The sequence below is a fragment of the Metabacillus idriensis genome (genome assembly GCF_050483325.1).
Taxonomy (GTDB): Bacteria; Bacillota; Bacilli; order Bacillales; family Bacillaceae; genus Bacillus_P; species Bacillus_P idriensis_A.
Map to the genome: position 1 here is coordinate 115,728 of NZ_JBCMYF010000001.1, position 13,590 is coordinate 129,317.

Genomic DNA, 13,590 nt, shown 5'->3' on the forward strand with positions numbered 1-13,590 from the left:
TTAGATGGAACTGACAATGTTAATGGAATATGGATGGGTACTGCTCCTGTTAATTGCAATCGAAGGGCTGCTCGCAGCAGATAATGCTCTTGTGCTGGCCATCATGGTGAAGCATCTTCCTGAAGAACAGAGAAAGAAAGCCTTATTTTACGGTCTGGCCGGCGCGTTTGTATTCCGCTTTGGCTCCCTGTTTGCGATTTCTTATCTCGTTGATGTATGGCAGGTTCAGGCAATCGGTGCTCTGTACTTGTTGTTCATTGCAGCAAATCATATTTTAAGAAAGCTGGTATTTAAGAAAAAAGAAGAAGAAAAGCAGGATGAAAAGAAAAAGTCGGGATTCTGGCCAACAGTGCTTAAAATCGAGCTTGCAGATATTGCGTTTGCGGTTGATTCGATTCTTGCAGCCGTAGCACTTGCTGTTACACTTCCAAATACAAGCCTTCCTCAAATTGGCGGTTTGGATGGCGGCAAGTTTCTCGTCATTTTTGCAGGAGGAATCATCGGACTTGTGATTATGCGATTTGCGGCTAACTTCTTTGTTGACTTGCTTCATAAAAGACCCGGACTTGAAATTGCCGCATTCGGGATTGTTGGATGGGTAGGTGTGAAGCTCTCGGTCTACACGCTGTCACATCCGGAGCTCGGCATACTGTCAGAAGGATTCGCGAAGTCTCCTGCATGGAAAATCACATTCTATGTCGTTCTTATTGGAATCGCATTAGCTGGCTGGTTTTTATCCAAAGAGAAGAAGGAAGAAACACATATAATTGAAGAAAAGAAAGCATAAACTTAATTCGGTATCTTTTTTGCTGGGAAGCTGGCAGGGGAGATATCGTTTTTTTTACATAGGATGAAATGGGATTGTCAGGAGAGACTTGCGCTTATCTTTTAAGCCATTCACAGTCAAAGGATAAATTTCCAAATAATACTAGTTTGCCGTTATATTATGATTTATAGTAAATATATAACTATTAAACATGAAATGGACGAAACTAAATGAAAAAAAGAATCTTGATAATTATGACCGTACTCCTCGGAGCAGGTCTCATTTATACAGGCTTTTTGCATTACAACATCCATCGGTACAGCTCAGAAAAAGCGATAGATGAAGCGGATTACTTAATCGTACTCGGTGCGAAGGTGAAAGGGACGGTTCCGTCGCTTTCCCTGCAATACAGGGCGGATGCGGCAGCTGAATATTTAAAAGACAATCCGAATACGATTGCAGTTGCTTCAGGAGGGCAGGGTCCCGGCGAAGAAATAACGGAAGCGGAGGCTATAAGCAGGATTCTTCAGAATCATGGGATAGAAGAATCCCGGATTATAAAAGAATCAAAGTCTACAAGTACAATTGAAAATCTGACATTTTCAAAAGCATTGCTGCCGCCAAACGTGAAAAAAGGTCTCATTGTAACAAACGATTTTCACATCTACCGTTCATGTATGATTGCAAAAGATCTTGGTCTTGATGCAAAAGGACTGGCCGCCAAAACGCCAGCATCAGCGATTCTAAAATCATATATTAGAGAATATTTGGCCATTACCAATTATTTTGTGAAGAGCCGCTTACAGGCAAAATAAAAAGAACCATCTTTCCCTTCTCCCTGGAAATGGTTCTTATACTTTTGCTTATACAGCTGCTCTTTTTTTGTTTTTGTCTGTCTGGTCCGCAAGTCCTGAAAGACAAACGGGCTTCTGCCTGCTTCCGGATTTCTTTCTCCTTCGCGCATTTTCTTCAATCGCTGTTTTTTTGCCTTAGATTGACTCATGCTTAACACTCCTTGTCATGTATTTCTATTAGTATACGGGAAAGAACCGGTTATTGTACAGGAAATGGAAAAATCTCATATCTCTTGTATCAAGAAACATTTTCCAGCAGGTTTCTTTTCGTTTAACAATGGGAAATTAACACTCAGCAGGCATTCTATTTAAGGGAGCGATTGGTATGGAGTATTCTGCAAAAGCAGGTGCCAAGCAAAAATCAAAACAGGCAGGTAATGAAACGAAGCCCTGGATCAGGCGTTTGGGCAGATTTGGATATATGGCTAAAGGAAGCGTTTATTTCTTAATCGGGCTTCTTGCTTTAATGGCCGCTCTTGGACTTGGAGGAAAAATGACAGGAACAAGCGGGATGTTTGAGACCGTTGCAGGCAAGCCCTTTGGAGAAATCCTTCTTTGGCTGATTGGAATAGGCTTATTCGGATATGTGATTTGGGAAGTGATTAAGGCAATACTTGATCCGGAGAATAAAGGAACGGACGCTAAAGGGATAGTGACTAGAGCTGGCTACGGAGTAAGTGCAATTGTATATGGAGGCATCGCGTATAAAGCCATCTCAATCGCCATGCATGCAAATTCAGGCGGAGGCGGATCGGAAAAAACGATTTCTGCCAAGCTGCTCTCACAGCCATTTGGACAATGGATGATCGGACTTGTGGGCATAATCATAATCGGCTACGGAGTTTATGAACTGTATAATGGCTACACAGAACGCTTTATGAATAAATTCAGGGTCAGTGAAATGAATCAGCATGAGAAAAAGATTGCCAGAAAATCAGGGAAAATGGGGCTGATAGCTCGAGGAGCAGTTCTTGCTATGATCGGTTATTTCTTTATTCAGACAGCTATTACGGCTAACCCTGAACAATCAAAGGGCATTGATGGAGCACTTGCAGAACTCGCTTCTAAGCCTTATGGACAGTGGCTGCTTGGAATTGCAGCTGCAGGCCTGATGCTTTACGGAATTTATGAAGTGATACGCGGACGTTATGAACATATGAGTTTTGGCGGTAAATAATAAAAGAAGCAAGAATCCTAAATGGGTTTCTTGCTTCTTTTATTGTGAAATGATAACCCCGGCATATTTTTACAGCAGACAAGGCATGTTAAGAATGTCTTGTTTTTTGCATGAAATATCCTCAACGACAGGAGGGGAGAATATGTTTTCTTTTTTTAAGAAAAATCCATCCTTTACACAAAGGAAAAAGACAGATGGAACTAACGATGACCCTAACCTTGAGGATTTGCTGAAGCAATGCAAGGTGTCTGCTGATTTTACCTCGTACCGCTATTCACAAAGCAGTCCGTATTATATTCACTACTTTAAAACTTTAGTAGATGTGAATGTTTTACATAAGCATATTCTCCCTTTCTTGACAGAAGGGCAGAGCAACACGAGTTTATTTGAACTGCAGGAAATTCTTCCGATCGATAATACGGAAATCATCAGCAATGTGCTCAATATTCAGGAAAGGTTAATGTCAGGTTTTGTAGCCATACAATGTGAAACAAATTTAAATGAAGTGCTCTTGCTGTCTGCTGTGTCGCTTGAGAAAAGGGCGGTCAGCCTGCCTGAGGTTGAATACAGTGTTGTCGGACCTAAAGAAGCCTTTGTTGAATCTCTGGATGCTAATTTGAATTTAATTCGAAAAAGACTTCCTATACCTGAACTTGTTGTGGAAGAAATGAAGGCAGGAAGGCTTTCTAAAACAAGAATCGCTGTTTTATATATTAAAGGGATTGCGAACGAAGACAACATAAATACTGTTGTCCAGAGAATAAAAGACATCGATTATGACTCAATTTTGGATAGTTCAATGATTGCACAGATTATTTCAGATAATAACAATTCCCCGTTTCCCCAAATGATTGATACAGAACGGCCTGACAGGGTGGCGGGTGTTTTGTCCGAAGGGAAAATTACCGTTTTAGTTGACGGTTCTCCTCATGCGCTGACTGGTCCGACAACGCTGGTTGAATTTTTCTCTGCCTTTGAGGATTATTTTTTATCCTGGCCGATTGCCTCCATTTTCAGGCTTGTCCGATTATTTGCCGTTTTCTTTTCCGTTATATCTACTGCCATGTATGTTGGCGTTCTTACCTATCATTACGAAATGATTCCTCAAAACCTTCTGAATCCGCTAGTAGCATCCAGAAGCGGTGTTCCTTTTCCGCCGATATTAGAGGCGATTATTCTTGAACTGACAATTGAGCTCCTGAGAGAAGCAGGAGCCAGATTGCCGACTAAGATTGGCCAGACAATTGGTATCGTAGGCGGGATTGTTATTGGAACAGCGGCTGTTCAAGCGGGACTGACGAGCAATGTGCTGCTGATCATTGTGGCCCTTGCCGCACTCGCATCCTTTACAACTCCCGTTTATCAAATGGGCAACGTTATCCGTTTAATCCGGTTTCCTTTTATCTTTGCTGCACAGTTTTTTGGACTAATAGGGATTGCCTTTTGTTTTGCTTATTTCCTTGGGCATCTGCTTAAGCTGTCCTCATTAGGCCGTCCATATCTTGCACCAGTATATCCCTTGAGGCTTAAAGATTTAAAGGATTCCATTTTCAGGCTGCCGATGTATATGCAAAATAAAAGACCTCTTCAAATGAGATCACCTGCGCCTGATCGTTTTCAGCCAAAAGCTCATAAAAAAGAGAAAAGGGATATTGAGGAGTAAAGGAGGTGTTCCCATGTTCCCATTGCCTAAAGAAGATAAAAAAGTATCCAATTATTTTGTGTTTTATTTGATCCATACCATGCAGATCGGTGTAGGAATCTTAGGATTTGAGAGATATATCGCGAAGTCTGCGGGTCACAGCTCGTGGATCGCTATCATTACTTCCGGTATGACAATTCTTGTTTTGATTTGGTTATCGTACCTAATATTAAATAGAGGGAAAAATGATATCGTTGCCATCCATCACCAGATTTTTGGAAAATGGATTGGCGGGGTTTTCAGTTTTTATTTTATTATTTATTACGCCATGTTTGTCCTTGTTCTGATTCGGACGTATGTAGAGGTCATACAGGTATGGGTTTTTCCTGACGTCTATCATTGGGTATTCATCGCCATTATTATTCTAATTTGTTATTCATATGTCACAGGAGGATTCAGAATTGTTACCGGAATTGCTTTTCTTGGGGTCATCTATGGATTGCCGCTATTATTTGTCAAATATTTTCCAATAAGGGAGTCTTATTTTGGCAGCTTGCTGCCTGTTTTTGACCTCTCATTTAAGGAGCTCTTGTCGGCTTCAAAAGGAATGACGCTGAATTACCTGGGGTTTGAAGTTCTGTTTATGTTTTATCCGTTTATAAAAGATCCGCCTAAGTCTCAGAAGTGGGCTCATTATGCTGTTTTATTCAGTATGTTTTTATATTTGCTGACTGCATTGGTTTCGTTTGCTTATTTTGATCAGAATCAGCTGAAAACGACCATTTGGGCAACTCTCACTCTATGGAAAATAGTAGACTTGACGATTATTGAACGGTTTGAATATGTAGGTATTTCTTTATGGTTCTTTGTGGTCTTGCCTAACATGTGTATTGGACTATGGAGCGCAAGCAGGGGAATGCACCGCCTTTTTTCCATGACTCAAAGGAATGCGCTCCGAATCATATGTCTTATCATATTTATCGCTGCTGTCTTTTTAAAAGACAGAGAACAAATTGATTTGCTCAATAACAACATGTCTGAGATTGGCTTCTATACGATTTACGGATATATTCCTCTGCTGTTTATATTGCAGCTCATCATCTTGAAGGTGAGGAATAAAAAATGAATGGTTATAAAGGTTTTGCATTCCTGCTATGCATGTGTTTCTTAAGCGGCTGTATTCCTGTTTCAAAAGTACTGGAAGATGTTCAGCTGATTCAGGCAATTGGCTATGATTATGTCAATGAAAAAGAATTTCAAGTGACTGCCGGTGCCACTTATACACCGCCTGGCATTCAATCCAAACCGCAAAATGTAGCATTAACCGCTGTAGGCCGGACAAGCAAACATATAAGACAGGAAATTCAGGCACAGTCTCCAAGGCCAATTGAAATAGGCAGGGTGGGAGTGATTTTGTTCGATGAGGAACTAGCGAGAAGCGGAATCGATGATCTCGTTGACAATCTTCAAAGAGACCCAAATATAGGGAGAGACATCAGTTTAGTTGTATCAAAAGGAAAATCAAACGAAATTCTTTCAGCAGAGCCCGAACAGCACGAATCTGTTTCACAATTTGTCATTGATATCGTCAAACAAAATATGGAGAGAACAATTCCAAGCATCAATCTGCATCATTTTCTGTTTCATTACCGCGGACTGGGGTTTGATCCATTTTTGCCTTTAATTGAGAAAAAGGGGGATCTCATTCAAGTCTCGGGTGTAGCTCTTTTTAAAGGGGATCATTTAGCCGAGACCATCGATCTGAAAGAAGGATATATTTTAAAAATTCTCTATGAAAAAATTCGAAAAGGCATCATTGAAATCGATTTAAAAGAAGACAAACAGGTCAGCATACAAAATCTTTCTTCCAACACAAAGTTTAAACCTGAAAAAACTCCAAACGGTTATCGGTTTAACGTGAACATTAAAATGGATGGAAGAGTCATGGAAGGCGGAGGATTGGATCTTACTCAAAAAAAGAATATCGAAAAACTCGAAAAGAAAACAGAACAGATGCTTGAAAAAGAAGCTTTAGTTTTACTTGAAAAGCTGCAGAAATTAAATGTCGATCCACTGGGGATAAAGGAAGAGCTGAGGCAGGAAGGCTATAAGGATTGGAAAAAGCAGTATGGCTCTGTTCATTTCAAGGTAGATGCAAATGTTCATCTGATACAGGCAGGGATAATGGAATGAGAAAAGACGAATAGATTCCTCTCTCTGTTACAGAATAGGTATGTATGTTAATTAGATGAGAAAGGAATGGTCAATGTGGATCAGTCAATAAATAATGCAGGTTCTGAAAATATGCAGACAGGAGCTGTGCCTCCCCATTTAAGTCATGGAGGACATGAAATGTTTGATGTATCCGAGATTTTATCGGGGGCCATCAATACATTAAATTTATACACGATATTAAAACCTCACGTTAAGGATCCGGAACTTCTTGATATAATGAACCGCCAGGAGCAATTTATGCTGACGGAATACAACACAATTGTTGAGTGTTTCCAAACGGGAATGAAGCCATCCGTATCAACGGAAGTCTATAACATGAAACAAGGAAATGACTTTGTGTTTGGCCTGAAACAAACGCCGCCTATGAAACCAATGGTGATGCCCGAGGAAGTAAATGATCAGGTTATTTCAGATCTGATGCTTGGATCTGTAAAATCAAATGCGTCTTTAAAAGGGATGGCAACAACAGAAGTATCAAATCCTGTTGTCAGACGCGTTTTGGCTGATACAATACCGAATTGTATTGAAATGGCTTACGAAATTTCCATTTATCAAAATAATCATCATTATTACCAGGTGCCGCAGCTGCCAGCAGGTGATATGAAGCAGATGGTGAATGCTTATGCTCCAGCTCAATCAATAAATCTTCCTAATTGATCCGCGCATCTTTAAAAGACCTCTCACGCTAGGGAGGTCTAGTTTTGTTTGAAATCGATTTTAACCTAAAACGGTTAACGCGGCCCTTTTTCTAAAACGGAATGATTTGAAATTTTCCGTACAAACCCAATAAACAATCGGGCAAATAAAAAGGTGAAAGTGATTGACAGAAAACTTATTTTTGAATTCCAGCCTTTATGATACTTGATTAATTGTGTGTTTTTTTCTAGCCAATCTTCGACTAATGTCATGGGAACACTGAATAAAAGAACTTTAGCAGAAATTCCTCTGATTGATGAATGGAGTGTCAACTGATTATAAAAAACACAGGTGATCGGGAAGATGAGATAATCAAAAATAACACTTATATTAAAGTATTTTTTAAAGAGGTTGGCCGGATACGAAATATACCCCATTTTAACTAAGAAATTATCTACTAATGATGAAAAATAACTCTTAACTAGAAAAATGATCAGCCAGTCTTTAACAGGCGGTTTTTTTAGCAAGACGATAAGTGCTAAAATCCCAAATGAAAGTAAGAATTTTAATACCTTTTTTTCGAATTTTTTTCCCATCTGTATGTTTGCTCCAATCTGCTGGATTTTCCCTACTCAGGTCTGCCCGGCGGGCTGTATTTTGGCGGTACCCGGAGCCATCCTCTTTCTTTCATGAGGTTTTTAAGCGGAGCTGCAAATTTCATCAGTTCAACCTGTATTTCAAAAAACAGGATTCCTGCATCTGTTCGAACCGTTTTAGACATTGCCTGCGCGCAAAACGTGATGGAGGATGCTATTTTTACAGCAATTAAATTGGCAATTTCATCATCAGATAGTTTAACACCTTCTGGAACTGCAGCTGCGTTTGAAAGGGGTTTTTTAGGATTGACCAGCGGCAGAGGCACGCCTTCCTTTAACAAAAAATCTTCAATATCCTGAGTATCTTTCTTACTGCCCTCCAGTGCATTCTGAACAACATGCTGCAAATCGGGATCGATTGTTGAGTTCAGTGCTACTTGGTAAAGGGAATGTGCTTCATGAAACGCAGTGAAAATGGTCCATAAATCCATCACTTCCCCCACATGCAGGGGAGGTTTAGGATCTTGATCAATAAAGTTTTTAATCATAGCTGATATGGATTCGATAGCTCTTGTCATAAGTCACCTCATAGAAATCATTCTTTTTATTGTTTCCAAAAGTCTGCTTAAAATGAGAGAAATGAAAAACAGCCTTTTATTAAAGGCCGTTTTCATATTTATTGATTCAGATCGTTTAAGCCGGGGCTGTGTTCATTCGGCATCTCTGGAAGATCTGGCACCGGATAGCCCTTTGGAGGATCTGTAACCTGTAAATCTCCGCTGTTTCTGCTTGGGGATTCACCTGTGAAAATTTCGCCAATGCGGGTCGAATCCAAGCGGAAATTAAATTGTGCATTGTGAAAACCCATTTCAACATATTTTCTGCATTCAGGATATTTGTTAATATCATAATTTGGAATTGGGAAAATCTTGCCCCAGTTAACTCCAAGTGTTTCAAGTGCTTTTGCAAACGCATTTTGATGGGCATTGTCGCGCACAATCAAAAAAGCAATGGTTTCTCTAAACGTTTTATTAGAGCTCATTTCATATATTCTCGATTTTTGGAGAACACCTGTTGATTCGAGAATCACGTTATTCAGCAAGTCGCTAATTAAATTTCCATGACTGTAAACCCATGACCCGTTCCATGGATTTCCCCCAGCATCAACAGGAAGTGAAGCTTGAGCTCCCATAATATAATGATGTGGATTTCCATGCGTCACCGGGTCTGCAAGCGGTGCTTCACTGGGGCCTGAATTCCCGGCTTCATTCACTTCCCCCGAGCCATTTAACAGCTGATTAATCGTTGTTTGAACAAGTTCTACATGGCTGATTTCTTCAAGGAAAACGCCTCTGATTAAATCGCGGTACTGTTTATCTTTTCCCCTGAAGTTGGCACTTTGAAAGGAATATTGCATCATCGTGCGCATTTCACCGAACTGGCCGCCGAGTGCTTCCTGCAAAACTTTGGCAGCGGCAGGATCCGGCTTGTCTGGAACAATCATATTGATTAAATCTTCTTTGTAAAAATACATTATTCATCTCTCCTAATTGGCAAAGCTGATGCCTGTATTAATATTCGTGAAAAATTAGTCATAAGAATACTGCTTTTTAAAAGACATGGTTTATTTTGCACAAGAGGTGTTAATTGATACTGTTTTTTAAAAAAGGAAAGAAAAATACCTGTCAGAAAATAATTAAGGGGCTAGAGGGGAAAGAAGACGCCTGGTTGATTCCACTTATTTGTGCAAAAACCATAATAGTGGAAACATAGCATGCGTTTGATTCCACTTTTCCGTGCAAAAACCAAAATGGTGGAAACAAAGCGTGTGTTTGATTCCACTTTTTCGTGCAAAAACCAAAATCTTGGAATCGCAGCGTGCATTTGATTCCACTTTTCTGCACAATAACCAAATTTTTAGAGGGTAATCAAAAATAACAATTTATGCAAAAATAGCCTAATGAAAAGAGCCAAAGAAAAAAGAAATTCAAGTTGGAATTTCACATATTAGTTCGGATTTTTCTTTGGCTGAAAACCTTTTGTTCCAGCCTCTTTTATATATATGAATTTAAGGCTTCAAGACAACCTTCACACACTCATCTTCATGATCATTAAAGATTTTGTTCGCTACTTATTGTCTTACATCAAAACGGTCGGCATCCATTACTTTCACCCAGGCAGAAACGAAGTCATGCACAAACTTTTCTTTGTTGTCATCTTGTGCGTACACTTCTGCAAGTGCGCGAAGAATGGAGTTAGAGCCGAAGACTAGGTCGAAGCGGGATGCAGTGCGCACCACTTCACCTGTTTTACGGTCACGCCCTTCGTATTGATTGAAGCCGGCCGGTTTCCACTCAATTCCCATATCTAAAAGATTGACGAAGAAATCATTTGTTAATTGGCCAACGCGGTCTGTGAATACACCATGTGTTGTACCGCCATGGTTTGTCCCAAGGACACGCATTCCGCCAAGAAGCACCGTCATCTCAGGTGCTGTCAATCCCAGTAACTGAGCTTTATCGACGAGCATTTCTTCAGGGCTGATAGAGTATTCAGCTTTTTGGTAGTTGCGGAATCCGTCAGATACCGGTTCTAAAACGTCGAAGCTTTCGGCATCTGTCTGTTCGGCTGCTGCGTCACCGCGGCCTGGGGTGAATGGAACCGTTACATCAAAGCCGGCATCTTTCGCAGCTTTTTCAACCGCTGCACTTCCTCCAAGGACGATCAAATCAGCGAGGCTGATTTTTTCAGCAAACTGGCTTTGAATGCTTTCGTACACATCCAGAACTCTTACAAGTTCAGCAGGCTCATTCGCTTCCCAGTCTTTTTGAGGAGCTAACCTTACTCGTGCCCCGTTTGCGCCCCCGCGCATATCAGAACCGCGGTATGTGCTTGCAGATGCCCAGGCTGTTTTTACAAGCTGGCTCACTGTCAGGCCAGAGGTAAGGATTTTTTCTTTTAAGTCTGCGGCTTCAGCATCTGATAATGTGTAATCTCCAGCAGGAATTGGATCCTGCCAAACGAGTTCTTCCTGCGGCACTTCCGGACCCCAGTATCGCACTTTCGGCCCCATGTCGCGGTGAAGAAGTTTGAACCATGCACGCGCAAACGCATCCTCAAACTCTTCTGGGTTTTCATAGTATCTGCGGGAGATTTTCTCGTAAGCCGGGTCAGTGCGCAATGCCATATCTGCCGTTGTCATCATTGTTTTGACTTTGATGGATGCATCCTCAGCGTCCGGTGCCATATGATCTTCTGGAAGATTAACTGCCTGCCACTGATATGCTCCGGCTGGGCTCTTTGTCAGTTCCCACTCGTAGCCTAATAACTGTTCGAAGTAGCCGTTGTCCCATTTCGTCGGGTTTGCTGTCCAGGCACCTTCGACACCGCTTGAGATCGTGTCACGGCCTTTTCCTTTTCCGTGCTCGCTCAGCCATCCGAAGCCTTGAGTCTCAAGTGTTGCTGCTTCCGGATCATCACCTACAAGAGATGGGTCGCCTGCACCGTGTGCTTTGCCAAAAGTATGTCCGCCGGCAATCAGAGCAACGGTTTCTTCATCATTCATTCCCATACGGTAGAAAGTATCGCGGATGTCCTGTGCGCTTCCAAGAGGATCCGGCTTGCCGTTTGGTCCTTCCGGATTGACATAGATAAGTCCCATTTGAACCGCTGCAAGAGGGTTTTCAAGTTCACGGTCGCCTGAGTACCGGTTGTCGGCTAACCACTCTTTTTCATTTCCCCAGTAGACGTCTTCTTCCGGGTGCCAGATGTCTTCACGTCCTGCACCGAAGCCAAATGTTTTCAGTCCCATTGATTCAAGTGCTGCATTTCCTGTTAAAACAAGTAAGTCAGCCCAGGAAATTTTGTTACCGTATTTTTGCTTGATTGGCCAAAGCAAACGGCGGGCTTTATCTAAGTTTACGTTGTCCGGCCAGCTGTTCAGAGGTGCAAAACGCTGTGAGCCAAAAGCGCCGCCTCCGCGTCCGTCAGCAGTACGGTATGTACCGGCTGCGTGCCAGGACATGCGAATGAAGAAGGGACCGTAATGACCGTAATCTGCCGGCCACCAATCCTTACTGTCTGTCATCAGGCTATGAAGATCTTTCTTTAATGCATCATAGTCCAGTTTTGAAAATTCTTCTTTATAATTGAAGTCTTCTCCAAACGGATTTGATTTTTTATCATGCTGACGAAGAATGCTGAGGTTCAGCATGTTTGGCCACCAGTCTTTGTTTGTTGTGCCTCCAGGTTTTCTGGAAGTCGTGATGGCGCTGTCTTTGTGGCCTCCGCCTGCACCAGTTATAGGGCACTGGCCTTCACCTGCTGCTGTATGGCTTTTTTGATCGCGGCTATTGTTATCGTTCATACTCAATTCCCCTCCTATATGATTGTTTTGTGAATAAAGGTGAATATACTAACGATTGTGATAATTCAATATAAAATAATCATTATCAATTTATAATTATACTAAAATATAGTTTATATTTGAAGCAATAAGGTTAGAGAAAAATGAAAAATTATGAAAGGTTAAAAAAACGGAATGAAAAATTAATTCCGATGGAAAATGGCGAATATTCGAATTTAAAGAATAGATTGACAATATTCTTCAAACATATGGTAATATAAAAATGTAGAATTGTTACAATTAAATGACAAAGAGGGGGAAATTTACTAGTGAAATTGCGTAAAAGTTTATTAGCGGTCATGCTTCTTGCTGTTGTGATGATCATTTCGGCCTGCGGCGGGAATGATGCTGCAACTGGTTCCGGGGGCGGTTCAGGAGATTCCAAGCCGAAAACACTTCGTATTCTTACAGGCGGAACGGGTGGTACATATTACCCTCTTGGCGGATCATTCGGCGATATCATTTCTGATAGCACGGATTATAAGGCAACTGTTCAGTCTTCAGGTGCATCTGTTGAAAACATGCAGACTCTAAAAAGCGGAGATGCTGAGATTGCTTTTTCTCAAACAGATATCGCGACATATGCATTAAGCGGAGAGAGTATGTTTAAAGATAACAAGATTGATAATGTACTGGGCCTTGGTACGTTATATAACGAAACAGTTCAATTAATAACTACTGATAAAAGCGGCATTAAATCAGTAGAAGATCTAAAGGGCAAAAAAGTATCTGTAGGCGCAATCGGTTCAGGAGCTTACTTAAATGCTACACAAGTTCTTGAAGTTCACGGCTTAACAGTAGATGATATTCAGGCTCAAAACCTTTCATTTGATGAGTCAACAGAAGGAATCCAGGGCGGCAGCATTGATGCAGCATTTGTTACAGCAGGAACTCCAACTGCTGCGGTTGAAACTCTTTCAGCTCAAAACAAGGTAGTAGTCGTGCCGCTTGAAGCTGACAAAGTGAAAGAGCTTATCGAAAAATATCCATTCTACTCTGAGGATGTTGTTCCGAGCGGCACATATAAGATTGGTGAAGACGTGAACACAGTCGCTGTAAAAGCGATGCTTGTGGTTCAGGATGAGCTTGATGAAGATCTTGTATACGACATCACAAAATCAATCTTTGAAAACACAGATAAAATTGCTCATGCAAAAGGAAAACTAATTAAAGCAGAAACAGCACTTGAAGGAATCGGCGACTTAAAGCTGCATCCTGGAGCAGAGAAATACTTTAAAGAAAAAGGCGTACTGAAATAAGGGTTTGAGAGATAGGCCGC

Annotated in this window: 13 protein-coding genes; 8 read left to right on the top strand and 5 right to left on the bottom strand. The window is 41.2% G+C overall.

What is annotated here, in order from left to right; all coding sequences use genetic code 11:
- Positions 1–4: 4 nt before the first annotated feature.
- Together ABEQ24_RS00615 and ABEQ24_RS00620 are read left to right on the top strand one after the other, a co-directional pair.
- Complete coding sequence (locus ABEQ24_RS00615; RefSeq protein ID WP_430004951.1) at positions 5–787, top strand: TerC family protein; 783 nt, start codon at positions 5–7, stop codon at positions 785–787.
- A 209-nt stretch (positions 788–996) separates the two neighbouring features.
- The gene (locus ABEQ24_RS00620) at positions 997–1,581 is read left to right on the top strand and encodes a YdcF family protein (protein ID WP_430004952.1); all 585 of its coding nucleotides are present in this window, start codon (positions 997–999) and stop codon (positions 1,579–1,581) included.
- On the opposite strand, the gene ABEQ24_RS00625 is transcribed toward ABEQ24_RS00620, so the two are convergent.
- Entirely contained in the window at positions 1,548–1,769 is a 222-nt protein-coding gene (locus ABEQ24_RS00625; protein WP_430004953.1) for a hypothetical protein, read from the bottom strand. The genes ABEQ24_RS00620 and ABEQ24_RS00625 overlap by 34 nt on opposite strands.
- Before the next feature lie 176 nt (positions 1,770–1,945).
- Here ABEQ24_RS00625 and ABEQ24_RS00630 point away from each other — a divergent pair, with 176 nt between their 5' ends.
- The 5 genes from ABEQ24_RS00630 to ABEQ24_RS00650 all read left to right on the top strand — a co-directional run bounded on the left by ABEQ24_RS00630 (position 1,946) and on the right by ABEQ24_RS00650 (position 7,331).
- On the top strand, positions 1,946–2,797 hold the full coding sequence (locus tag ABEQ24_RS00630) for a DUF1206 domain-containing protein (RefSeq protein ID WP_430004954.1): 852 nt from the start codon (positions 1,946–1,948) through the stop codon (positions 2,795–2,797).
- 142 nt (positions 2,798–2,939) lie between these two features.
- Positions 2,940–4,460, top strand: coding sequence for a spore germination protein (locus ABEQ24_RS00635; protein WP_430004955.1), 1,521 nt, complete (start codon positions 2,940–2,942; stop codon positions 4,458–4,460).
- 13 nt (positions 4,461–4,473) lie between these two features.
- On the top strand, positions 4,474–5,565 hold the full coding sequence (locus tag ABEQ24_RS00640; protein WP_430004956.1) for a GerAB/ArcD/ProY family transporter: 1,092 nt from the start codon (positions 4,474–4,476) through the stop codon (positions 5,563–5,565).
- Complete coding sequence (locus ABEQ24_RS00645) at positions 5,562–6,632, top strand: Ger(x)C family spore germination protein (protein WP_430004957.1); 1,071 nt, start codon at positions 5,562–5,564, stop codon at positions 6,630–6,632. The genes ABEQ24_RS00640 and ABEQ24_RS00645 overlap by 4 nt, the downstream gene beginning before the upstream one ends.
- A 75-nt stretch (positions 6,633–6,707) precedes the next feature.
- On the top strand, positions 6,708–7,331 hold the full coding sequence (locus tag ABEQ24_RS00650; RefSeq protein ID WP_430004958.1) for a spore coat protein: 624 nt from the start codon (positions 6,708–6,710) through the stop codon (positions 7,329–7,331).
- A 74-nt stretch (positions 7,332–7,405) separates the two neighbouring features.
- Here the strand turns inward: ABEQ24_RS00650 and ABEQ24_RS00655 are convergent, their stop codons facing one another.
- The 4 genes from ABEQ24_RS00655 to katG form a co-directional block, all read right to left on the bottom strand.
- Entirely contained in the window at positions 7,406–7,906 is a 501-nt protein-coding gene (locus tag ABEQ24_RS00655; RefSeq protein ID WP_430004959.1) for a CBO0543 family protein, read from the bottom strand.
- 32 nt (positions 7,907–7,938) lie between these two features.
- Positions 7,939–8,484: a DUF3231 family protein gene (locus ABEQ24_RS00660; protein ID WP_430004960.1), complete on the bottom strand. Its 546-nt coding sequence runs from the start codon at positions 8,482–8,484 to the stop codon at positions 7,939–7,941.
- Positions 8,485–8,582: 98 nt separating this feature from the next.
- Positions 8,583–9,440, bottom strand: coding sequence for a manganese catalase family protein (locus tag ABEQ24_RS00665; protein WP_430004961.1), 858 nt, complete (start codon positions 9,438–9,440; stop codon positions 8,583–8,585).
- Between the two features lie 597 nt (positions 9,441–10,037).
- Positions 10,038–12,272, bottom strand: a complete 2,235-nt coding sequence (katG, locus tag ABEQ24_RS00670) for a catalase/peroxidase HPI (protein ID WP_430004962.1) — start codon at positions 12,270–12,272, stop codon at positions 10,038–10,040.
- A 308-nt stretch (positions 12,273–12,580) separates the two neighbouring features.
- Between katG and ABEQ24_RS00675 the strand changes: the two genes are divergently transcribed.
- Positions 12,581–13,570 carry a TAXI family TRAP transporter solute-binding subunit gene (locus ABEQ24_RS00675; protein WP_430004963.1) on the top strand — a complete coding sequence of 330 codons (990 nt, stop codon included), beginning with the start codon at positions 12,581–12,583 and terminating at the stop codon, positions 13,568–13,570.
- Positions 13,571–13,590: the final 20 nt, after the last annotated feature.